Annotated in this window: 20 protein-coding genes; 3 read left to right on the top strand and 17 right to left on the bottom strand. The window is 41.9% G+C overall.

The window, feature by feature from the left end; all coding sequences use genetic code 11:
* Nucleotides 1-24: 24 nt before the first annotated feature.
* The 14 genes from ACX3PZ_RS03560 to ACX3PZ_RS03625 all read right to left on the bottom strand — a co-directional run bounded on the left by ACX3PZ_RS03560 (nucleotide 25) and on the right by ACX3PZ_RS03625 (nucleotide 15,084).
* Nucleotides 25-747 carry an LOG family protein gene (locus ACX3PZ_RS03560; protein ID WP_459112744.1) on the bottom strand — a complete coding sequence of 241 codons (723 nt, stop codon included), beginning with the start codon at nucleotides 745-747 and terminating at the stop codon, nucleotides 25-27.
* 39 nt (nucleotides 748-786) lie between these two features.
* Nucleotides 787-1,500 (bottom strand): nucleotidyltransferase family protein, encoded by a 714-nt coding sequence (locus tag ACX3PZ_RS03565; protein ID WP_459111969.1) that lies wholly within the window; start codon nucleotides 1,498-1,500, stop codon nucleotides 787-789.
* 34 nt (nucleotides 1,501-1,534) lie between these two features.
* Entirely contained in the window at nucleotides 1,535-1,951 is a 417-nt protein-coding gene (locus ACX3PZ_RS03570; protein ID WP_459083182.1) for a RapZ C-terminal domain-containing protein, read from the bottom strand.
* Nucleotide 1,952: 1 nt separating this feature from the next.
* A complete protein-coding gene (locus tag ACX3PZ_RS03575; RefSeq protein WP_459083183.1) occupies nucleotides 1,953-2,984 on the bottom strand; it encodes an aminoglycoside phosphotransferase family protein in 1,032 nt (343 codons plus the stop codon).
* A gap of 99 nt (nucleotides 2,985-3,083) precedes the next feature.
* A complete protein-coding gene (locus ACX3PZ_RS03580) occupies nucleotides 3,084-4,091 on the bottom strand; it encodes a cation diffusion facilitator family transporter (RefSeq protein ID WP_459083184.1) in 1,008 nt (335 codons plus the stop codon).
* A 63-nt stretch (nucleotides 4,092-4,154) separates the two neighbouring features.
* Nucleotides 4,155-5,144 carry an aspartate-semialdehyde dehydrogenase gene (locus ACX3PZ_RS03585; protein WP_459083185.1) on the bottom strand — a complete coding sequence of 330 codons (990 nt, stop codon included), beginning with the start codon at nucleotides 5,142-5,144 and terminating at the stop codon, nucleotides 4,155-4,157.
* Between the two features lie 15 nt (nucleotides 5,145-5,159).
* Complete coding sequence (locus ACX3PZ_RS03590) at nucleotides 5,160-5,600, bottom strand: hypothetical protein (protein WP_459083186.1); 441 nt, start codon at nucleotides 5,598-5,600, stop codon at nucleotides 5,160-5,162.
* Nucleotides 5,601-5,679: 79 nt separating this feature from the next.
* Nucleotides 5,680-8,160 carry a TonB-dependent receptor gene (locus ACX3PZ_RS03595; RefSeq protein ID WP_459083187.1) on the bottom strand — a complete coding sequence of 827 codons (2,481 nt, stop codon included), beginning with the start codon at nucleotides 8,158-8,160 and terminating at the stop codon, nucleotides 5,680-5,682.
* Between the two features lie 213 nt (nucleotides 8,161-8,373).
* A complete protein-coding gene (nadC, locus tag ACX3PZ_RS03600; RefSeq protein WP_459083188.1) occupies nucleotides 8,374-9,243 on the bottom strand; it encodes a carboxylating nicotinate-nucleotide diphosphorylase in 870 nt (289 codons plus the stop codon).
* A 22-nt stretch (nucleotides 9,244-9,265) separates the two neighbouring features.
* The gene (nadB, locus tag ACX3PZ_RS03605) at nucleotides 9,266-10,861 is read right to left on the bottom strand and encodes an L-aspartate oxidase (protein ID WP_459083189.1); all 1,596 of its coding nucleotides are present in this window, start codon (nucleotides 10,859-10,861) and stop codon (nucleotides 9,266-9,268) included.
* A 50-nt stretch (nucleotides 10,862-10,911) separates the two neighbouring features.
* Entirely contained in the window at nucleotides 10,912-11,538 is a 627-nt protein-coding gene (locus ACX3PZ_RS03610) for an NAD(P)H-dependent oxidoreductase (RefSeq protein WP_459083190.1), read from the bottom strand.
* A gap of 64 nt (nucleotides 11,539-11,602) precedes the next feature.
* Nucleotides 11,603-12,085, bottom strand: coding sequence for a ribonuclease HI (gene rnhA, locus ACX3PZ_RS03615; RefSeq protein ID WP_459083191.1), 483 nt, complete (start codon nucleotides 12,083-12,085; stop codon nucleotides 11,603-11,605).
* Nucleotides 12,086-12,094: 9 nt separating this feature from the next.
* Nucleotides 12,095-13,705 carry a replicative DNA helicase gene (gene dnaB, locus ACX3PZ_RS03620; RefSeq protein WP_459111970.1) on the bottom strand — a complete coding sequence of 537 codons (1,611 nt, stop codon included), beginning with the start codon at nucleotides 13,703-13,705 and terminating at the stop codon, nucleotides 12,095-12,097.
* A gap of 140 nt (nucleotides 13,706-13,845) precedes the next feature.
* Nucleotides 13,846-15,084 carry an MFS transporter gene (locus tag ACX3PZ_RS03625; protein ID WP_459111971.1) on the bottom strand — a complete coding sequence of 413 codons (1,239 nt, stop codon included), beginning with the start codon at nucleotides 15,082-15,084 and terminating at the stop codon, nucleotides 13,846-13,848.
* A 98-nt stretch (nucleotides 15,085-15,182) separates the two neighbouring features.
* Between ACX3PZ_RS03625 and ACX3PZ_RS03630 the strand changes: the two genes are divergently transcribed.
* Complete coding sequence (locus ACX3PZ_RS03630) at nucleotides 15,183-15,521, top strand: DMT family transporter (protein WP_459083194.1); 339 nt, start codon at nucleotides 15,183-15,185, stop codon at nucleotides 15,519-15,521.
* Here the strand turns inward: ACX3PZ_RS03630 and ACX3PZ_RS03635 are convergent.
* The gene (locus ACX3PZ_RS03635) at nucleotides 15,518-17,026 is read right to left on the bottom strand and encodes a GH3 family acyl-acid amido synthetase (protein WP_459111972.1); all 1,509 of its coding nucleotides are present in this window, start codon (nucleotides 17,024-17,026) and stop codon (nucleotides 15,518-15,520) included. The genes ACX3PZ_RS03630 and ACX3PZ_RS03635 overlap by 4 nt on opposite strands.
* A 118-nt stretch (nucleotides 17,027-17,144) precedes the next feature.
* On the opposite strand from ACX3PZ_RS03635, the gene mfd reads away from it, so the two are divergent.
* Together mfd and pth are read left to right on the top strand one after the other, a co-directional pair.
* Complete coding sequence (mfd, locus tag ACX3PZ_RS03640) at nucleotides 17,145-20,513, top strand: transcription-repair coupling factor (protein ID WP_459083196.1); 3,369 nt, start codon at nucleotides 17,145-17,147, stop codon at nucleotides 20,511-20,513.
* Between the two features lie 34 nt (nucleotides 20,514-20,547).
* Entirely contained in the window at nucleotides 20,548-21,111 is a 564-nt protein-coding gene (pth, locus tag ACX3PZ_RS03645; RefSeq protein ID WP_459083197.1) for an aminoacyl-tRNA hydrolase, read from the top strand.
* 14 nt (nucleotides 21,112-21,125) lie between these two features.
* Here the strand turns inward: pth and ACX3PZ_RS03650 are convergent, their stop codons facing one another.
* Entirely contained in the window at nucleotides 21,126-21,794 is a 669-nt protein-coding gene (locus ACX3PZ_RS03650) for a carbonic anhydrase (protein WP_459083198.1), read from the bottom strand.
* 68 nt (nucleotides 21,795-21,862) lie between these two features.
* Nucleotides 21,863-23,182, bottom strand: a complete 1,320-nt coding sequence (locus ACX3PZ_RS03655; protein ID WP_459111973.1) for a UDP-glucose dehydrogenase family protein — start codon at nucleotides 23,180-23,182, stop codon at nucleotides 21,863-21,865.
* Between the last annotated feature and the right edge of the window lie 147 nt (nucleotides 23,183-23,329).

Below are 23,329 nucleotides of genomic sequence, written 5' to 3' on the forward strand. Positions count from 1 at the left end.
ATAATCTCAAATAATATGCCATTGCTAGAAATTAACATCAATCGTGTACTTGTCATAGAAAGCTTTGATATGAGCTGCCGCCTCTTCAGCCGTATCTACGACTCGGTAGAGGGATAGATCCTGCTCCGAAATAAGTCCATTTTCTAAAAGTGTATTTTTGAACCAGTCTAGTAAACCACTCCAAAACTTGGAGCCTACAAGTACAATGGGAAAGCGAGCCACTTTTTGCGTTTGAATTAAAGTCAATGCCTCGGAAAGTTCGTCAAGGGTGCCAAATCCTCCAGGCATGACCACAAATCCCTGAGAGTATTTCATAAACATCACTTTGCGAACAAAGAAATAATTGAAATCCATGGAATAGTGCTTGTCGATATAGGGATTAAAATGCTGCTCAAAAGGAAGTTCTATGTTAAGTCCGATGGATTTCCCACCCGCCAAATGCGCTCCTTTGTTTCCTGCTTCCATAATACCAGGACCCCCTCCTGTAATGATGCCAAAACCGATTTCGGTGATGCGGCGAGAAATATCCACAGCCATTTCGTAGTAAGGGTCTTCTTCACTGAGTCTTGCCGATCCAAAGATAGAAACGCAGGGTCCAATTTTCGCTAATTTTTCATAGCCGTCAACAAATTCGGACATGACTTTAAAAACCATCCAACTGTCCTTGGTGACGGTTTCATCCCAAGTTTTTTCTTTGAAACTCATCTGAACTCGTTGGTCAATTTCTTTTTCTGGACCTGCGACCATTTTGGTTAGCCCTTTATCTCTTTTTATTTTTTTCATAATTTAATCAAAGTGTTTTTCCGCTTCTATGACAGATTCGGGACGACCGACATCGACAAGCTTAGCCTTGTGCTCGAAGCCCTGAATAATGCCTTCCTGCATTTGGTCTAAATACTCATCCATGATTGAGAATTTCCCCGTTCTTTTCATTTTCTCCAGGAATTTTGAATCAAGACAGTGAATTCCACTAAATGCAAGGGGAGTTAGGCCCGTGTTTTCCCCAGACAGTTTTTCTTCGCCCGTGGTAGTGTTGCGCCAACCTTTAAGTTCCATTTGACCATTGAAGAGGAGCTTTCGGGAACTGTTTCGATTGGATACAGCAAGGGTCACGAGAGCCTCCGTATTTCTATGGTGGTTGATGAGAGAGGATAAATTCAAATCCGTGAGAATATCAGCATTCATAATGAGAAAGTCCTTTTCGTTTTGAAGCATTTCTTTTGCGAACAGCAATCCTCCTCCTGTTTCTAATAGCGCTAAGGACTCGTCTGAGAATTCAATATTCGCGCCGAAGTTCTTATGGTCATTCAAATAGGTCCGAATTTGATCTCCAAAATGATGAAGGTTAATCACGACATCTTTTATTCCATAAGACTGTAGATAGAGCAAATTTCGCTCGAGAAGCGTTTTGCCATTGACTTTCGCTAAGGCTTTGGGATGAGAATCTGTAAACGGCTTTAAGCGAGTGCCTTTTCCTGCGGCAAACAATAGAGCTTTCATAAAAGTAGAATTGCGTGGTACAAAGAGTAAAAGGCTAGGAGGCTAATTGAGGCTGCTCATCATGCTGAATCGTCACGCGGGTCTCCGGGTATTTTTCCTGAATGAATTTCGCCGTTTGGATGGCTGCATAAACGGAGCGGTGTTGTCCTCCCGTGCACCCAAAATTAATTTGCAAATGCTCAAAGCCTCTATCCACGTAGTTGTCTAGTGTAAGACTTAAGATTTCGTGCGCAGCCTTAAGAAATTCAGGCATTTTGGTTTGGGTTTCCAGAAATTCTTGCACCGGCACTTCTGCACCTGTCATAGGTTTGTACTCATCCATTCTTCCTGGGTTGAGAATCCCCCGGCAATCAAAAGCGTAACCGCCACCGTTCCCAGTAGAATCTTTTGGAATTCCACCTTTTTTATAAGAAAAACTATGAATTTCAACATGTAAAGTGCTCATGGACATTTTATTTTAAGGTATTTGTAGAATGGGAACCCAGAAATATGTTCAATTTCGATTTCGTTTCGGGGCTTTCTAAAGCTTGAATTACGCTTAGCAGTTCTGGAAAATGAGTTATTTCTTTCCATTGACGAGAAAGGGAAGACGTATTTTTAATTCCATTTTCAAGGCTGCTTAAGAAGTGGGATTTTCGTTGGACGAGGCCTCGTAGCCCGTAGGCTCCTAGTACTTGAAGTGAACGAATGAGCCTAAGTGGTAAAATTCCCTGTTTTAATTCTTTGCGCTGATTTGCATCCTCAAAAAGATTCAGGTAATAGGTAAGCATATCCTTTCTTAATTTCGCAGAAAAGGGAGCTTTAGCCTGATAAAGGAAGGACACTACATCGTAGAGCAAGGGGCCATACATGGCCGATTGGTAGTCAATAAAATAGATTTCTTGGTTAGGCCCAAGCATTATATTTCGGGATTGAAAATCTCGAATCATGAGTCCTTTAGGACCGAGCTGCTCAAGTAGATGAGTAAGTTTTTTAAACTCCGTCAACAGGCGGGTTTTGTGATAGGGAATTTCTAGGATGTCAACTAATAAAAATTTGAAGTAATTCAAATCATGCAGAATTGGGAGCTCATTGTATTTTTCATACTCAAAGGTTTTAGAATAATCGATCCGCCCTTGGGTTTTCATTTGGAGATCGTAGAGTTTCTCTAAAACATTCTGTAAAAGAGCTCGAAGTTCCTCTTCGGAGCTCACCTTTGGGAAGTATTCAAAAAGGGTTTGCTCACCCAGATATTCTTGAAGATAAATTGTTTTGTCCTTTGAGACAGATAAAATCTCTGGAGTGTTTAATTTGAGTTCTGAGAAAACGCGTGAAAAATAGATAAAACTTTCGTTCTCTAAAATGTTTTCATTTTGGGTTAGAATGTATTTCTGACCCTCTCCCTCAGCCAAATAATTAATGCGCGCAGAACCACTTTGGGGTAGTGCGTTTAGCCTTCCTTCGCTGGCTAAATAATCGTTTAGAAATTCGTTTGCCGTTTTCAATAGATCCTTGATGTATGCCTAGCAAAGATAAGTATTTGAAATCAAACCTTTGTCTTTGAACGGATTTGATTCTTAGTTGATCAGCGAGGTAGATAGGCACTACTCCTCGCTATGCACTGTATGTTTGTCTGGCTGTGTTATGGTTTTTGAGGTCCATACAATTTGTTTTTCAAATGCAAATTCTCGCACAGGACAAGTGTCTAAATTGCATATTTTACACGAGAAAGGTTTGCAGTCGTCCATATGGAAATTGAATTCAATTTGGCGATCCGTATTCTTAGCGATGGATTTAATGACGTTTTCCATTTCTGTGTGTGCTTCCCTTAAGGATAAATAATAGGGCAGCGTAAGATGCGCATCAATATGAAGTTTGCTGCCATGCTGCTGGATGCGCACGTTATGCAAATCGACCCACTGTTTTTCGCGAACCGACTGCAAGTAGTTGGCAAGGCTCGAGATCATTTTGAGATCGGCCTCGTCCATAATCCCACTAAGGGATTTACGGATGATTTTATAGCCCACGAACATAATATAGGCACCGAACAGCAAGGCAACAACAGAGTCAATCCAATTAATTCCTGTCAAGTACACGAGGATAAGGCTTAAGACCACTCCTAAGGTCGTAAAGGTATCACTTTGCAGATGTTTCCCAGAGCTCTGTAGGACCAGTGAGTTTTCCTTCTTGCCTCGCTGAATAGAGTAATATCCAATTAAATAATTCACTAGAGCCGTAGCTGCTATGATATAGATTCCTGCATCAAGCTTTTGCAAAGTATTGCCGTGAAGTACAGAGTCTGCAGCCTGGATGATGATCATAATCCCTGCAAAGATAATGAGGGCACCTTCTATCCCCGAAGTGACAAATTCGACTTTGCCATGTCCATAGGGATGGTCATGATCCACAGGTTTGGCTGCAAGATAGAGCGAATAGAGACCCATAAAGGCAGCGATTATGTTGACAATGCTTTCTAGCGCGTCAGAAAACACCGCATCGGAACTCGTGAGTCTCCAAGCTAGAAGTTTTGCCAAGAACAAAACAATTCCTAAAATCGCAACCGTGCGTTGGAAAGTAAAATTTTTGTTTTTTGAAGTGAGTACGGGTTTCACGGGTCTGTACTATATTGTTAAAGGGTTCTAACAAAGCATCCCGCTTTTGGGCGGGATGCTAGTTTATACTAATTTCTGTTGGACCAAATATTCTGCAATTTGAACTGTGTTGGTCGCCGCACCTTTTCGAAGGTTGTCCGCTACAATCCACAAGTTGATTGTTTTGGGTTGAGAAGGGTCTTTTCGAATTCTTCCTACAAACACCTCATCCTTTCCTTCGCTGTAGTAAGGCATAGGGTAGCGGTTGTTTTCTGGATCGTCTTGCAATGTGACCCCCGGTGTCGTGGAAAAGATTTGACGAATTTCTTCTAGTGAAGGTTCCGTTTCAAACTCAATATTGACACTTTCGGAATGCCCTCCTTGAACTGGAACTCGAACCGCCGTAGCGGTAAGAGAGAAGGAGTCGTCTTGCATTATTTTTTTGGGCTCCGTCATGAGTTTAATTTCCTCCTTCGTGTATCCACTGTCCGTAAAGACATCGCAATGCGGCAATGCGTTTTTAAAGATTTGATAAGGATATACTTTTTCCGAAGGGGTTCCTGAAATTTCTGCATTTAATTGATCTACAGCTGCCTTGCCTGTACCTGTAACGGATTGGTAGGTGCTGACCACCACGCGTTTTAGCGAGTAGCGTTTATGCAAAGGGGCAAGGACCATTACAAGCTGAATAGTGGAACAATTCGGATTGGCAATGATCTTGTCGTTTGCTGTAATTTGATCGGCATTGATTTCGGGAACAACCAGTTTTTTATCCTTGTCCATTCGCCATGCGGAGGAATTGTCAATGACAAAAGTTCCTCGTTCTGCAAACTGAGGCGCCCACTCCAAGGAAGTTTCCCCTCCGGCGGAAAATAGAGCAATCTCAGGTTTAAGATCCAAGGCTTCTTTCATCGAAACAATCGGATAGGATTTTCCTTGAAAAGAAATTTCCTTTCCTATCGATTTACTTGAGGCAACAGGTATCAATTGAGTTAAAGGAAAGTTTCGTTCCTCCAATACTTTTAGCATGACTTGTCCCACCATTCCGGTGGCTCCAACAACGGCTACTTTCATGAATTTAAATACGAATTATGCGCCAAATAGACGTCCCCATTGGAAAGCCCAAAGCATGAATACCACTGCCAATAAAGCCATAATGAACGTTCCCATAGAAAGCTTTTCATTTGTCTTAATTCGTTTGTTTGCGATGGTTAATAATACCGCTGCAATAATCATTGCCGCAGGATGTTCAACATAGGTGTTTCTTGAAAGAGAATCGCTCATTAGCGTACCTGCTTCTTTTGCCTGCTTAAATCCTGGCGAAAAGAAGAACAACATCACCAATCCAATTAAGGCTTGCAAGTGAAAGAAAATCATGGTAAACAAAGATGATTTTCTAAGAAACTTTGAAATGGTTCCCGAGTATCCAAACATCACTAAAAAAAGTGAGATGACAAGGAGCGCAGTTAACAGAAGTATAAGGTAAGCAAATCCTCTGTGCGCTTGAAGCATGATAAAAAACGTATCCATTGAATTGGTTTTAAGTTAATGACAAAGATAAAAAAAATCCCGGTGAAAACCGGGATTTGAGTAAGATATGATCTAATTATTAGAACGTGTACGCAACGGATGCGTTCCAAGTTCTACCGAACCCGAAGTAAACTTCGTTGTTCTTGTTAATACCATTCCAGTTGTTTGCTGCATTAGAATCTGCTGCGATGTTGGTTCTAGATTCAGCGATGTAAGTCGTATCAAATACGTTGTTCACGTTCACTCTGAATTTAAGACCTTGTGCGTTTGCAAAGTTCCATTTGAATGTAGCTCCGAAGTCTGCAAGACCATAAGAAGGTAGCTTAACGGCAGTAGCACCGTCATCGCTCGTTCTGTTTTGAGGCTCGAATGCAGAGTATAAGTTGTCTGCGAATCTATATTGAGCATCTACGTTGAACCAATCTGTTACTTTGAAGTCTGCTCCTAGTGCTGCAGTTAATTGAGCTGCATCCCCTACCTTAAGACCATCTAAGTAAAGAGTTTGTGTAGAAACCACTTCGTTTGTACTGTCGTCAATGAAAGAAGCCGTTGGGTTTCCTTTGTAAGTCCAGTCTCCGATGGATAGCATCCCGAATACGTTCATGAAGCTTGTTGGTTTCGCAGTGAAATCAAATTCGATTCCTTTGTGAACTTCTTCAATACCTAACATATTAGCTACATAAGAGACGTTGTTAACTCTTGAAGTTAGTCTTCTGTAGATATCATCCCATGAAGTTGAGTACACGTTTAAGTTTGCATCGAAGAATGCAGATCTGAATCCGTATCCAATTTCAAATGAGGTAATTTTCTCGTTAGTTAAACCTGGGTTTACGTCGTTTCTGTTATTCAAGAATACAGCTCCAAAGAAAGGCTGTCTTTCGTAGTAACCTGCGTTGAAGAATACATTGTGATTTTCGTTGATGTTATAATTAGCACCCCCTTTCACGTTGAATCCCACTAGGTCTACTTTTTTGCTTTCTTGTTCTGCTGGTTCGAATAGCATGTAATCAATTCTCTGGAATCCTTGGTTGGATATAGATCCTTGAACAAATGCAGATAGAGCATCGTTTGTGTATTCAACTTGTCCAAATCCACCAATCCAGTTTACAATACCGTCATTGCTATAAGCAATTTGGTCTTTAATATCGTTGGTTTTTCCACCAAATGGATTCCAGCTTGCTGAAGGACCAAAAGTGTTTGTCACACGGTTTGGTTTGTTGTTTACATTCGAATTGTCTGTGTACCCGTTGTTTCCAAGAAGGTCAGAAACAATTCTGTAGTGCATTCCGTCGTATCTTCTTGCGTCAACACCAATCGTAGCATTAATGTTTTCTGTAAATTTGTGGTTTAAGCTAGAGATGATTCCGAACCAGTTATGTGAGTTAATAGAAGCTCTTCTGATTAGCCCGTTTCTTCTGTTTCCGTCTGCTTCAAATGGGTTTGCGTCTACCGCTCCAAAATCAGCAACTACTCCACCCTGATTCCATTTTACAATGTCGTCAAAACGGATAAGTCCGTCTGCAGTTCTTGGAAGTGCAGTGTATGATTTGTTATCAATACCTCCTAAATCTCCAGATCCTCCACCTCTACCGAAAGAAGCGTAAACAACCGAGTTTAATTTGGTTTGCTCATTGAATTTCCAATCCCAGTTTAAGGACATTACCGGTTTGTGGTAGTAGTTACGAGTCATGGAATATTCTTCCCCGTTCAAATACCCCCAGTTTTGGTTGTATTTTCTGTTTGGCTCGTCTTCTGATCCACCGTATTTAATATGGTCTGAAATTTTAGATTGGAAAGCTCTTTGATTGTGCCATTGTGGCGCACCTGTCATTGTGAATTGGAAGTCATGCTTAGCGCTTGGATTGAATCCTAAAGCGAAGTAGTAGTTGTACCCTTCGAATTCAGTTCCGTCTGCATACATTGAACCTGCCGTTCTACTCATTAAGATAGATGAAGACCATCCAGATTCGTATTTACCTGTGTTGTAAGAGAATAAGGTTTTGTGGTATCCGTCGTTTCCAACACCCACCATAATATTCCCTTGCTTCTTTTTATCTGCTGCTCTAGTAAGAACGTTAATCGTTCCTCCAACGGAAGCAATCGCTAATTTAGAAGAACCTAGTCCTCTTTGCACTTGCATTGCAGAAGTCACGTCAGAAAGACCTGCCCAGTTAGACCAGTAAACAGCTCCGTTTTCCATGTCGTTCACAGGAACTCCATTGATCATTACCGCTGTGTTTCTTTGGTCAAATCCTCTTACGTTGATTCGAGAGTCTCCAAATCCACCTCCACCTTTTGTGGCGTATACGGAAGGAGTTGTGTTAAGGATTTCAGGAAATTCTTGGTTCCCCAGTCTTTCCACAATTACAGTTTCTCTAATAGTAGAAACGGCAACTGGTGTTTTTCTGTCTTTCGCGATGTCAGCGACTCCAGAAAGTACAACCTGCTCAATGTCTCTTTCTCTTTGCAGAGTGTCGGAATTTTGAGCAAAATAAAAACTTGCAGTAGATAAAGTGACTACCGTCGCAAGCATTGATCTTTTGAATGGATTAAAATTCATAATGGTTTAATTAGGTAAAATTAATTTTCACGTGGCAAAAATACTATTAAAATTCAGATTACACATTAACGAATTGTTAATATTTGAAATCTCCGACTTTCCCTCTTTAGAATTGTTGATTACTAGGGGCTTGTGGCGATATTCAAAAATGATTTATATTTTTATCTTTTGATAATTTAACAAAAAAAACGCATTATTTTCCAAATCAAACAATTATATATCGTTTGGTACGGCTTTTAGACTGATGTCTATATTGCTTGCCGAATGCGTGATGGCTCCAGCGGAAATGAAATCCACGCCGCAAGCAGCTACGCTTTGTAATCGATCGCGAGTGATTCCACCTGAGGCTTCGCTCTCGCAGCGTCCTGCAATTAATTCTACGGCTTTACTCATCGTATTATTGTCCATATTGTCAAGCATAATCCGGTCTACTTTTGCGTCGATCGCTTCTTTCACTTCCGCAAGGTTCCTCGTTTCTACCTCGATCTTCAATCGTTTTTTGTTGGTCTTGAGGTATTCTTTGCATCGTTTTACAGCGTCTGTAATGCTTCCGTTGAAATCAATATGATTGTCTTTCAGCATAATCATATCGTACAGACCGTATCGGTGATTGGTGCCCCCGCCAATAGCGACTGCCCATTTTTCACACACCCGGAAATTCGGGGTGGTTTTTCGGGTATCTAATAATTTGGTTTTTGTTCCCAAAAGGCGGGAATCCCAGTCGTGCGTCAGGGTAGCAATTCCACTCATGCGCTGCATACAGTTAAGAACCAATCTTTCCGTTTGTAAAATAGATTGGGCTTTTCCTGAGACGATAAAAGCAATGGCTCCTTTTTTCACAAAGGTGCCGTCTTTGATTAGCACTTCGATTTCCATGGTTTTATCAAACGTGGTAAAAATCTTTTCAGCCAGTTCAACGCCAGCCAGGATGCAATCCTCTTTAATAATGCATTGGGCTTTTTGAATAAGGTCTTTCGGAATCGTGGAAAGCGTAGAGTGATCTCCGTTTCCTAGGTCTTCTTCGAGTGCGGATTTAATGAATTGATTAAGTACTTTGTCTGTGGCGTATGGGGGTCTTGTCATGCGTATAGTTCTTGAATTAGCTTTAGGCTAAAGTTAAGGGTTTGTCAGCGAGGTCTTTGTTGTAAAAGGATCCCTTATTCTCTGTCATTTCTAGGGACTGCTTTATAATAAGATAAGAAATGTTTACTAGGTTTCTTAATTCTGAAAGTTGCGGAGATAGAATCGAGTAGTTATAGAGCTCGGTGACGGCTAAGTAAATTTCGTTTTGTTTTCGTTTTGCAAGTTCTAATCGAGAATGACTTCTTACAATCGCGACGAGGTCACTCATTAGCTCCTGCAATTGTTTACGAAGGTAACTAATAATGATCATTTCATCGATGGTCTTCATACCATCATCATCCCAAGTAGGGACTAAGGAAAGATCCTCATAATTAAAAGAATCTTCATTTAAGAGCTCTACACTTCGCATCGCTGCATTGTGTCCAAAGACAAGACCTTCTAAGAGAGAGTTGGAGGCGAGGCGATTTGCGCCGTGCAGTCCAGAGTTTGTGCATTCTCCACAAGCAAACAGGTTCCGAATGGAACTTTGCCCATCGCGGTCCACTTCAATTCCTCCCATAAGATAATGGCAGGCTGGTACCACCGGAATTAGTTGTTTGAAAGGGTCTATTCCTTCACTCATGCATTTTTGGTAGATATTTGGAAAATGCTCCATGAATTTCTTTTGGTCCATATCACGGCAGTCTAAACCTACGTAATTGTCTCCACTTTTAAGAAGTTCGTTATCGATTGCGCGCGCGACTATATCCCGAGAAGCGAGTTCTTCTCTAGGGTCGTAAAGATGCATGAATGGCTGTCCATTTTTCGTTCTTAATTTTGCGCCATCCCCTCTGAGCGCTTCGGATATCAGAAAGAGCATTCCTTCACGCTGTGAATAGAGTGCCGTCGGGTGAAACTGATAGTACTGCATGTTGGAAACCTTTCCTTTTGCCCGATGTACAAAGGCAATGCCGTCTCCAGTGGCTATAATGGGGTTGGTGGTATTTTTATAAACGTGTCCTGCGCCGCCTGTAGCGACGAGTGTGATTTTTGCCGCAATTTTTGTAACCCGTTTCGTTTTCTGATCTAGAACATAGGCGCCATAGCAAGTAATATTCTCTAAATCAAGGGTCCGTCCTGGGATTTGGTGTTGAGTGATGAGATCGACCACATAGTGGTAATCAAGGATGGTAATGTTGGGGGAGTGATTAGCGGTTTCTAAGAGTGCACGTTCAATTTCAAAGCCTGTGATGTCTTTGTGATGCACAATCCGGTTCTCTGTATGCCCACCTTCCCGTCCAAGCTTGTAGTCTCCGTTTTTCGCTTTGTCAAAATGAGTTCCCCAATCCACAAGTTCTTGAAAACGTGCAGGCCCCTCTTTAATGACCATTTCCACAACTTCACGCTTGTTTTCGCCGTCTCCGGCACGCATGGTATCTTCGATATGTTTTTCAAAGTTGTCTTGATCAAAGTCGGTGACCACTGCAAGCCCTCCCTGCGCGTATTTTGTGTTGCTTTCGTCTTCGTCCGCCTTGGTGACAATGGTGATTTTTGTGTCGGGTCTTTTTTCAGCAATTTTGATAGCATAGGAAAGACCGGAAATTCCAGAACCTATTACAAGCACATCTGTGTCAATCATCTTTTGTGTTTTAGAATTCAGCTTTACAACCAAAGATAAAAAAAGGTTTGTTATAAATAGGTAAGTAGTTTTTCATTTGGTTTTCTTACTTTCTTAAGTGTACTGAAAACATCATCCTGTGCTCGGTATCCAAGTGCGAGGGTGACGGCCGGCCGCTCGAGGGTCGTATCAATTCCTAAAGCCTCAGCAAGAATATCGGAATTAAATCCTTCCATGGGGCTGGAGTCGATTTCTTCTAATGCCGCTGCCATAATGAGATGACCTAAAACGATATAGCCTTGTTTTTCCGACCAATGAATTAGGTTCTCAGTGCCCACTTTTTCGCGATGACCTTGAATGCTGGTTTTAAATCCCTCGAGACTTTCCATCGGTATTTCTCTCACTTCGGAAATATGCCGAAAATACCCCTCAATGTAGGAGTCTTCTATGTTCGTTTTGGCCGTGATGAGAATTAAATGGGAACAAGTAGAGATCTGAGATTTATTGTAAAAAGCGTCAGCCACCTTTTCAAGACTTTCGCTCGATTCTAAAATATAAATTTTATAGGGTTGAAGACCTAAAGAAGAGGCAGAAAGCTGTCCTGCCTTAAGGATACGTTCTAGCGCGTCCTTTGGTACTTTTTGGTCGCTAAATTTCTTGACAGAATATCGTTTCTCTAATGGGGTAATGTAATTCATATCACAAAATTAAGGAATTTACGCTAGCTCTCAGAGGTAAAAAAACATTCCTTTTAATTGAGGCTTAAAATAGAGAATCGGCCTGCTGCGCTTCAAATCCCTTGTCAATCTCAAGAATCCCTTCTTTATAAGCTTTTACCGCGAGTTGGTCACAGATTTCGTTTTCACGATGACCTGCATGGCCTTTCACCCAATGAAAAGTGGGCTTATGCTTTTCGTAAAGAGGAATGAATCGTTTCCAGAGGTCTGGATTTTTGACGTTTTTGAAGGCTCTTTTCTGCCAATTGCTAAGCCAGTTTTTGTTAATCGCGTCCGAAACGTACTTGCTATCGGTATACAAATGAATGGTATGGCCGTCTGTCTTTAATTCCTCTAAGGCTGCAATCACGGCAAGAAGTTCCATGCGGTTGTTGGTGGTTTTGCGAAACCCTTTCGAATAGAATTTCTCATGGCCTTTGCCTTCAATGCGCATCACAATTCCATAGCCTCCTTTTCCAGGATTCTTGCTGCAGGCGCCGTCGGTAAATATACTAATGGTAAACCCCAAAATTATGAGTTAAAAAGGTAAGTCTTCGTCGCTTGAGTCGTCGAAATCGTTCATTGAGGAACCTGAAAGTCCTGAGTAGCTAGCGTTGTCTGGGGCGTCAAACGCACTGGCGGGATCGATTCCTTTTCGAATCTGATCGAGTCCACTTGTGGAATCTTGGTTGGTAAATTGCGCCCCTCCATATCCTTGGCCAAAGCCGTCGCCGTACAAATCTAAATCGGCAAATTTCCCGAGGTTCTTGATAAACGAAAGTCGAACATCTTCAGTCGCTCCATTTCGGTGCTTAGCGATGATCAGTTCTGCCTGGTTTTCTGTCGTGGATTCCATACCCTCTTCGTCGTTATCCCAGACTGCAATTTTATAGTATTCAGGTCGAAAGATAAACGAAACAATGTCCGCATCTTGCTCAATCGCACCCGATTCCCGAAGGTCGGAAAGTTGAGGGCGTTTCCCGGGTCTGCTCTCCACACTTCTAGACAACTGAGAAAGCGCGATTACAGGCACGTTTAGTTCCTTTGCAATGGCTTTGAGGGATCTCGAAATGGTGGCAATTTCCTGTTCTCTGTTTCCTCCATTTTTCCCTCCACTATTTGCTGTCATCAGCTGAAGGTAGTCTACCATGATGATTTTCACGCCGTGCTGCATGACCAGACGTCGGCATTTCGCACGGAAGTCAAAGACAGAAAGCGAGGGAGTTTCGTCAATAAACAACGGTGCATTTTCAAGTTCAGAAACATTCGAATAAAGTCTCTGCCATTCATCGTCAGCCATTTGACCTTTTCGTAGTTTTTCGGAGGAAATTCCAGTCTCCGAAGAAATCATTCTCGTGATTAATTGGACGGAGGCCATTTCTAAGGAAAATAGAGCGAGGGGTATTTTGTGTCCTACAGCAATGTTTCTAGCCATTGACAGCAAAAAGGCGGTCTTACCCATGGCGGGTCTTGCCGCAATAATCACGAGATCCGAGTTTTGCCACCCTCCTGTTGCATTGTCAAGCGCCGTGAATCCTGAGGGAATTCCCGAAAGACCTTCCTTGTCTTTTAAAGATTTAATGGTTTCAACGGCTTGTTTTACGAGCGTATTGGCCGTGTCAAACCCTTTTTTAATGGTGCCGTTTGTGATTTCGAAAAAGCTTTGCTCCGCTTTGTCAAGCAGTTCAAAAACATCGGTGGATTCTTTGTAGGAATTGTCTATTACGTTTGCAGAAACGTTAATAAGACTTCGTAAAATGTATTTTTCTAAGATGATACGCACATGGTATTCTATGTGCGCGGAGGAACTTACCCCAAGGGTTAATTCAATTATATAATGATCTCCTCCCGCCAATGAAAGTTTTTCTTGGCGCTTGAGTTCTTGAATCACCGTCATGAGATCGACCGGATGGTTGTCTTGAAATAATTTTAAGATGGCCTCAAAAATGACTTGGTGTCTTGGGTCGTAAAAGACCTCTGGTTGCAGTAAGTCAATGGTGTAATCGAGTCCCTTTTTGTCAATGAGGAACGTGCCTAAGACTAATTTCTCGAAATCAATTGCATTGGGAGGCATTTTGCCTTGAGAAATAGACAATTCCTGTGCAAAGTTCCCATGAATTAAGGACGATAAAGTTTCGTTTTGTGCCATTTAGCAAAGATAGTTTTTTTGAAGATGGAATAAAAAAAAGTAATTCACAATCCTTTTTAAATTTTCCTAATATATTTGTAAACAGGAGGTAACGATGTGGATAAGTTGTCTTTAGAGATCCGTTAAAAAGAGCTTTCTCTTTAATACTGCATCTTTCTAAGTTTAGGGATTTTCTTCGCTACAAACAAAGCGATAATAAGGGTCATCGTTCCACCAAAAACGACCGATCGTGCTACCCCTAGTAGTTTGGCTGCAAGTCCACTTTCAAATTGACCGAGTTCATTGCTTGACATAATAAAAATGGAGTTGACACTCAGCACGCGACCCCGTATGTGTTCAGGCGTTTTAAGCTGTACAATGGTTCCTCGAATGACGACCGAAATTCCGTCCAAAATTCCACTAAGTACGAGGAAGAAGAACGAAAGCCAATACCATTTTGAGAGACCAAACCCGATGATACAAAGTCCAAATCCTGCCACGGCAAATAAGAGTAGCTTGCCTTGGTTCTTACGTAAGGGCACAAAGGCTAGTGTAATAATAACTACCATAGCGCCTATGTCTGCTGCGGCATTTAAGAAGCCAAAACCTTGGGATCCGACATGCAAAAGGTCTTTTGCAAAGACGGGAATCATGGCCACTGCGCCCCCAAAAAGGACGGCAAACATATCAAGTAGTAAGGCTCCTAGGATTTCTTTTGTGCGGTATATATAGGAGAGTCCTTCTTTCATGCTTTCCATGACTTTCACGCCTTTGTTTACGGCTTCACTGGGATGCAGAGGCAAACGCCAGAAAAACAGGGAAGCCAGAGTCATGAGCCCTACCACGCAAAAAAGCGTACCTGGAATCCCAAACCAATGGATGAAAAAACCGCCGAGTGCATGGCCCGTGACTGAAGCCGTTAAAAAGGTTGCTTGATTGACGGTAATGGCTGCAGGCAAACGAATCGTCCCTACAATTTTAGGGATCATGGACGGAACGATAGGGCCTAAAAAGGCGCGGCAAAAGCCCGTGAGAAATATAGTTCCGTAGATGAAGTAGGTAAGTTCTTTTCCACTAAATCGATGGAGATCACTTTGGAAGTAGGCGACAAGCGCGAGCGTTCCAATTAAAACCACGTATAAATAATTGCATATAAGGAGGAGCCTTTTTTTCTCGGTGTTGTCAATCACGTGTCCTGCGTACAAAGCGGAACTGACCGCAGGGATGACCTCGGAGAGTCCAATGAGTCCGATGGCGAAAGGGTCTTTGGTTAAATCGTAAACCCACCAGCCAAGTAAGGTGGCCAGCATCCGGAAAGCCAAGACTAAAAAAAAGCGCCCCACAATTAAATCACGAAATTGGGGGATTAAAAGGGTCTTGATCGGCTCTCTAGAAATCATGGCTCAAATGTATTAAAAGCAGAGCTACAAATTAGAAAAGTATTCTCTCTTTTTTTTCGTGAATTGCAACCTAGGAGCGATTTGCTTATTTTTGCCCCATGAACTGGATTATTTTAATTGTTGCTGGACTTTTTGAAACGGGATTTGCGACCTGCTTAGGGAAAGCGCAAGAGACCCAAGGAAAAGAAAGTCTTTATTGGTGGATTGGATTTGGACTCTGTCTTTTTATTTCCATGTTTATGATGTATAAATCGATTTCGTGGGGAACAAATCCAATTCCAATTGGAACTGCCTACGCCGTTTGGACAGGGATTGGAGCTGTAGGTGGAGTACTTGCGGGTATTTTCATTTTTCAGGAGCCCGCTACAATGTGGCGCTTGTTTTTTGCAAGTACACTGATTGCCTCTGTCGTGGGTCTTAAACTCGTGAGTAGTTAGAGGTTTTCAATCGCATACTTAGAAAGCTCGTCTCCGATTTTACGATCGTTTGCAAGGCGCGGAATTTTGTTTTGTCCGCCCAGTTTTCCATTTGATTTTGCATACTGATGAAAAGCTCCTTTTTCTAGAGAGCAAATTTTTAAGGCTCGAAGAACTCGACCTTGCACTAGGTCTCTGTAATAAGAGTTTTGATCTTGAAGAGCCGTGTCGAGTTGGCTGGCAAACAAGTCTAAATCCTCAGGATTTCTCTCGAATTCAATAAACCACTCATGGTAAGGAAGTCCCTCTTTAGGGTCTACTTGCGGGGCCAAATGAAATTCAGTGACTTGGGCTTGTACGGATTTCAGTGCAGATTCCATCGCGTTTTCCACTTCAATGGCAATGACATGTTCGCCAAAGGCAGACGTGAAATGTTTCGTTCTTCCGCTGACTAGAATTCGGTAGGGTTCTTTGGAGATGAAGCGAACCACGTCCCCAATGGAGTAACTCCAAAGGCCTGAATTCGTCGTTAAAATAAGGGCGTAATCGGTATGAAGTTCAATGTCTTTAAGAGTCAATCGAGGAGCACCCGGTTTTCCATACTGTTCCAAAGGAATGAATTCATAAAAGATGCCATGATGGGTTAAAAGAAGGAGCCCTTCTTTTTGGTAATCGTCTTGAAAGGCGAAAAAACCTTCACTAGCCGGAAAGGTCTGAATTGTATCCACAGGCCTTCCTAAAAGCTCGTTCATTTTTTCACGGTACGGTTCGTAATTCACCCCACCCGTAATTAAGAGTTGAAGATTGGGAAACATTTCTGTGATTTTCTTTCCGCTTCTCGCCGTTAGTTTCTCAAAGTACATCACTAGCCAAGGCGGAATCCCAGAAATGAGCGTCATGTTTTGTTTTTCAGTTTCTAAAACAATTTGATCTACTTTTTGCTCCCAGTCTTCAATTAAGTTCGTTTCTAAACTAGGAAGACGGTTTTTTTGTAAATAGGCGGGAATATGGTGAGCGACAATTCCAGAGAGTCTCCCCACGTGAATACCGTTCTGTTCTTCAAGCTCAGGTGAGCCTTGTAAAAAAATCATTTTCCCATTCACAAAATCGGCAGAGTCCTTTTTGTCAATGTAATGGAGGATCGCGCTTTGCGCAGCCTGAAGTTGAAATGGCATTCCTTGTTTGGAGATCGGAATGTATTTCGAACCAGAGGTCGTTCCAGAGGTCTTCGCGAAATACAGGGGGATGCCAGGCCATAGAATATTCGCTTCGCCTCTTTTGGTTTTGTCAATATAGCGCTTCAAACCTTCGTAATCACTTACCGGAGTTTTATTTTGGTACTGCTCAATCGTTTGAACCGTATTAAACTCATGCTCGAGACCAAATAATGTCTTTTCTGCAGTCTTTACAAGTTCTAAAAGTAAGGTTTCTTGGTCCTCAATCGCCTTGTTTTTAAACGCCTGTGATTTTTTCACATGGCGTTTGGCCCAGAGTCTTGCAAACGTTTTCTTGATAAAAGGAATCATAGAGCAAATTTAGCAAAAATTATGGGCGCAAAACTGTTTTTTCCAAAAACACTACCTTTGCGCAAATAACGGTTTCAGGAGTCCTGAAATCGATTTTCTGCTTTAAGTACTTTTATCTATGCCATTAAAAAGCCTTCGAGATACTCTTTTCCCTCAGATTCTTTTAAAAGAGTTTGGAAAACAAATTATTGAGTCTCTTTCTCAGCCTGCCCCGACCAGTGTTAAAGGGTTTGTGGGAAGCGCCCATTCTCTTTTTGTTGCAGAGCTTGCGCTCACGCAAAAGAAAACCTTACTTTATCTGGTGGCAGATAAGGAAGACGGTCTTTATGCGAGCGCAGAACTAGAGGAAATCTTAGGCAAAGAAAATGTTCTTTACTTTCCGCCCTCCCATATGGAGCCCTATCAAGTAGAGAAAATCCAAAATGCAAATCTAGTTCTACGTACCGATGTACTCAATGAACTATTGGCTGACAAATCAGCCAAGGTGATTGTAGCGCCCTATAGAGCTCTCAGTGAGAAGGTGCTTAAAAAGGAAGATTTTTCTCGCATATCTCAGACCCTCCGAGTGGGCGAGTCCCTCCCTTCAAATTTTGAAGAGGAATTAGCAGAGAATTATCACTTTACACGATGCGATTTTGTCTCGGAACCCGGAGAGTTTTCCGTTCGAGGAGGAATCGTGGACATCTTTTCCTATTCCAATGAGCAGCCCTACAGGTTAAGTCTTTTTGGAAGTGAAGTAGAGTCCATTAAGACCTTTGATTTAGAATCGCAGCTTTCTGTAGAAAAAGTAAGCTCCTTCCAATTGGTTTCTAATATGAGCTATTCGGTGAGCTCAACTCGCACAGGATTCTTGGATCTTTTTCCAAAGGATTCAATTGTAGTGAGTAAAAATTTAGAACTGGGTGCTACACAAATAGAAGCCTTTTTCGAAAAAGCAGAACTTAATTTTGTAAACTTAAGCAAAGACATAAAACACCAACGCCCTGAAGAGTTGTTCATTTCAAAAGTGGATTTTGAGCATAGCCTGCAAAGGTTTAAACAAATTGATTTTTCTTCTCAGCCGAGGACTGGCGCCATGCTTATTGAGTATCCTTTGCAACCACAGCCTACTTTTCATAAGAATTTTGAATTTCTAGCGGAAGATTTGAATTTGAAGAGAAAGGCAGGTTATGATACCTGGATTTCCTTTAGCTCGCCAAAGCAAAAGGAAAGGCTCGAAAGTATCCTTGAAGAAATGAACCACGATTTAAGCTTTCAAAGTTTTAAATCCGAACTTCATGAAGGGTTTGTGGACCCAAACCTAAAAATTTCGGTTTATACCGATCACCAGATTTTTGATCGTTTTCAACGCTACAAAGCGAAGAACGAATTTGCAAAATCGGAGCAGCTTACACTAAAGGACCTAATGTCCTTGCAAGTAGGAGATTATATCACCCACATTGACCATGGAATAGGGAAATTTATGGGACTTGTAAAGGTGAATAACAATGGTAGAATTCAAGAGTGTTTTAAACTTTCTTACAAGAATCAAGATTTGCTTTATGTAAGCATTCACTCGCTGCATAAGATTTCAAAATATACAGGGCCCGAAGGCAAAGCAATCGTCCTTTCCAAACTGGGATCGCCCGCATGGAAATCCTTAAAGGCAAAAACCAAAGCGAAGGTAAAGCAAATAGCCTTCGATTTAATTGAACTTTACGCCAAGCGAAAAAGCGCAAGAGGATTCGCTTTTACCCCCGATACGTATCTTCAAAATGAGCTCGAAGCTAGTTTTATTTATGAAGACACGCCCGATCAAGAGAAAGCCACGCAAGATGTGAAAAAAGACATGGAAGCTGTGGGCGTGATGGATCGTCTGGTGTGTGGAGATGTAGGGTTTGGGAAAACTGAGGTCGCGATTAGAGCGGCTTTCAAAGCAGCAACTGACGGGAAGCAAGTAGCAATTCTAGTGCCCACCACGATCCTTGCCTTTCAACATTACCGTAGTTTTCAAGAGCGATTGAAAGATTTTCCAGTGACGGTTTCCTATTTGAACCGGTTTCGAACTGGGAAGCAAAAAGCTGAAACGAAGGAAGGACTTAAAAATGGAAAGATTGACATTGTAATCGGAACGCATCAGCTGGTGGGGAAAGACATTGTTTTTAAAGATTTAGGGCTTTTGATTATCGATGAAGAACATAAGTTTGGAGTCGGGGTAAAAGACAAATTAAAGACTTTGAAAAGCAACGTGGATACGTTAACTCTTACAGCCACGCCGATTCCAAGGACTCTCCAGTTTTCGCTCATGGCCGCTCGGGATTTGTCCGTAATCAAAACCCCACCGCCCAACCGTCAGCCCGTGCAAACAGAGTCCATCGCATTCGATGAAGAAATTATTCGAGATGCAATTTCTTATGAGCTCCAACGAGATGGGCAGGTCTATTTTATCAACAATCGAATTGAAAATCTAAAAGAAATTGCAGGTCTTATTCAGAGGCTTGTGCCGGATGCAAGGGTCATTACGGGGCACGGTCAAATGGATGGAAAAACCTTAGAGCGAAACGTGCTTGACTTTATGGAAGGGAAGTACGATGTTCTTGTCTCGACTACTATTGTAGAGAGTGGTGTCGACGTTCCCAATGCAAACACGATGTTCATCAACGACGCCCAGCGTTTTGGAATGGCGGATATCCACCAAATGCGAGGGAGAGTGGGGCGAAGCAATCGAAAAGCGTTTTGCTATCTTATTACTCCATCTTACGATTTAATTTCTTCACAAGCTAGAAAAAGACTTGAAGCCATCGAGCAATTCTCGGACTTAGGTAGTGGATTCCAAATTGCCATGAAAGATTTAGAGATTCGGGGAGCTGGAGATTTGCTGGGAGCCGAACAAAGTGGATTCATCAACGAAATGGGATTTGAGACCTACCAAAAGATCATGCAGGAAGCTCTAGAGGAGCTTCAAAACGACGAATCTTTTGAGGATTTGTTTGAGAACGAAGAGCAGCGAAGTAAGCTGGTTCAAACCAAACGCGATGTGAACATTGATACCGATTTAGAATTAATGCTTCCGGATTACTACGTTCAAAGCACGGAGGAAAGGCTTTCTCTGTACCAGAAACTGGCAGAAGTTGGAGATGCCATTGGACTGCTTCGTTTTGAACATGAGCTAATCGACCGTTTTGGACCGATTCCAAAAGAGGGAGCGAACCTTTTAAAATCGGTAGAGCTCAAATGGCTTGCCCAGTCTATTGGTTTTGAAAAGGTGATTATTAAAAGCGGTGTGTTTTTAGGATATTTCCCCGGAAATCCGCAAGATAAATTTTATACCACACCTCAATTTAGCCATTTGATTTCCTATCTTTCGGCCAATCCTGAGGAAGCTATTTTGAAGGAAAAGCATACCAAAGAGGGAAGCCAATTAATCTTCCGAAAGGAACAGGTAGACTCTGTAGATGAGGTGACTCATCTCTTAGAGCGTATCCTAGGATCAGCCCCTAAAAAGTAACGTATTAATTCTCTAATTGACGGAGTAAGAAACTATGAAATATCTAATTGTAGGCCTTGGAAACAAAGGCGAGGAGTACGAAGAGACAAGGCACAATGTAGGGTTTAAAGTGGTTGATAGAATTGCGAAAATCCTGGAAGTCCCCTTTGCTACGACGAATTTTGGTTGGATGGCTGAAGGGAAATACAAAGGCCGCAAGGTTTTGCTTTTGAAACCGGATACCTATATGAATTTGTCCGGCAAAGCCGTGAAGTATTGGATAGCAAAAGAGAACATACCGCTTTCTAATGTGCTTGTCGTAACCGACGATCTTGTTCTTCCCTTTGGAACCTTGCGTATGAAAGCAAAAGGATCGAGTGCAGGCCACAACGGATTAAAAAGTATGGAGCAGGAATTGGCCTCCCAAAACTACGCAAGACTTCGTTTTGGAATTTCCGCCGAGTTTTCAGAAGGAAAGCAGGTGGATTATGTGCTAGGCACGTGGAATGAAGAAGAGAAAAAAGACTTAGAGGCCCGAATCGAGCAGTTTTCTCGAGCTTGCCTCAGTTTTGTCTTTGCTGGAATTCAAAATACGATGTCCGCATTTAACGGAAAGTAGCAAAAGGGTTTTGTTTATTCTCCTTTTTTGTTCATAACCCAGCTTGAATTCGTAAGGTCATAAACCTTCTGGATGTCCTTCAAGATTTCTTCAAAATCAATGTCTAAATCAATGAGGCGGCCTGTGGCCATATCAAACACGAGACCGTGGACAATGGGATAATCTTCCATTATATACCGCTCTTGTACGCATGCCATTTTAATCACATTGATGCACTGTTCAACCACATTTAACTCCACGAGTCGATTGTAGCGCTCCTTGTCGCATTCAATTTGATCAAGTTCCTGTTGGTAAGTTCTGTATACATCGCGAATGGTTCTTAGCCAGGGATTTAATAGTCCTAAATCTTCTGGTGTCATGGCTGCTTTTACACCACCACAACCATAATGTCCGCAAACCATAATGTGTTTCACTTTCAGATGCTGCACGGCATATTGAATGACAGCCGTAGAGCTCATATCCAAAGTGTTAACTACGTTGGCAATGTTACGATGCACAAAAAGTTCTCCGGGTTTAAGTCCCAACAATTCCTCTGCTGTCGCTCTTGAGTCACTACAACCAATATAAAGGTATTCTGGCTTTTGCCCTGCCGCAAGCTTTTCGAAAAATTCAGGATCTGTTTCTAGTTTGGATTCAATCCATTTTTGGTTGTTTTCAAAAAGGACTTCGTAGGACTTGCTCATAGAGTAGGTTTTTAAGGGTTAATTCAGCTGTATAGATCTGCGGGAAATGTATGTTTTCAGATGTAAGATTAATTTTCTCTAGGATCAATTGTTTTTCGACCAATGCTTTTGTAATAAAATTGATGTTGTTTAGGCCTCTCTAAAGGATAAAGATTTCGGCCGTCAAAAATTACTTTTTGGTTCATTTTTTCTGCCATTAAATTGAAGTCTGGGTTTTTGAATTCGGGCCATTCTGTAGCAATTAAAAGTGCATCCGCGCCTTCCAGCGCATCATACATGGTGCTGGCATACTTGATTTTTGAGCCGAGTAGTTTTTTTACATTCTCCTCTGCGATGGAGTCATAGGCTGTGACCTGCGCTCCTTTTTCTAGCAGCAGTGCAATATTGTCTAACGAGGAAGCCTCTCGTATATCGTCCGTATTGGCTTTGAAGGCAAGCCCCCATAGGGCAATCTTTTTGCCTTTTAAATCGCCAAAATAATTCTCCATATCTTCTATCAGAATCACCTTTTGTTTTTGGTTTACATCCTCCGTGGATTCAAGTATTTTAAAATCAAAATTCTCATCTTTTCCAGAATGAATTAAAGCTTTGACGTCTTTTGGAAAGCAGCTTCCTCCATATCCAATGCCAGGGAATAGGAATCGTTGTCCTATTCTATCGTCAGATCCCATTCCTAATCTTACCATGTCTACGTCCGCTCCTACCTTTTCGCAATAATTTGCAATTTCATTCATAAAGGTAATTTTCACCGCCAAAAAAGAATTTGCAGCGTATTTGGTGAGTTCCGAAGATTTTTCATCCATGAAAATGATAGGAACACCTGTGTTGGTAAAGGGCTGATAGATTTTGGACATGATTTCTTTTGCTTTGGCACTTTGAGTGCCCACAATCACACGCGCAGGATTCATGGAATCTTCGACGGCAAATCCTTCTCGTAAGAACTCAGGATTCGAAACGACGTCGAAAGGATGGTCTGTTTTCGAAGCAATAAGCTCACTTACTTTCTGCGCGGTTCCTACAGGAACGGTCGATTTATTAACCACCATTTTGTACCGGTCCATAAGTTCTCCGATTTGTCCGGCTACGCTTAGTACGTAGGATAGGTCCGCAGAACCGTCTTCCCCTGGAGGAGTTGGTAGGGCTAGGTAGATCACTTCACATTGTGAAAGCGCTTCCTTAAGATCCGTTGTGAAATGCAGGCGTTGCGCCTGAATGTTACGAAGGAACATTTCTTCTAAATTGGGCTCGTAAATGGGGATTTGTCCGCTTTGCATTTGCTTTACTTTGGACTCGTCGACGTCGACACAGTAAACAGAGTTTCCAAGTTCGGCAAGAGTGGTGCCTGTAACCAGACCTACATAGCCGGTTCCAACGATGGTAATATTCATAACGTTTTATTGCTACTGCAAATTTAGAAAAAAAACGCCGGTCTTTGCGTACTCTAGAAACTCACGCAGATATTTCTTGTTTTTAGTTCGGTTTTCAAGTTTATTTAGGATGTACTATATTGATTATAAGGATGATATTGCTTTGTG

The organism is Chryseobacterium sp. A321, assembly GCF_054489265.1.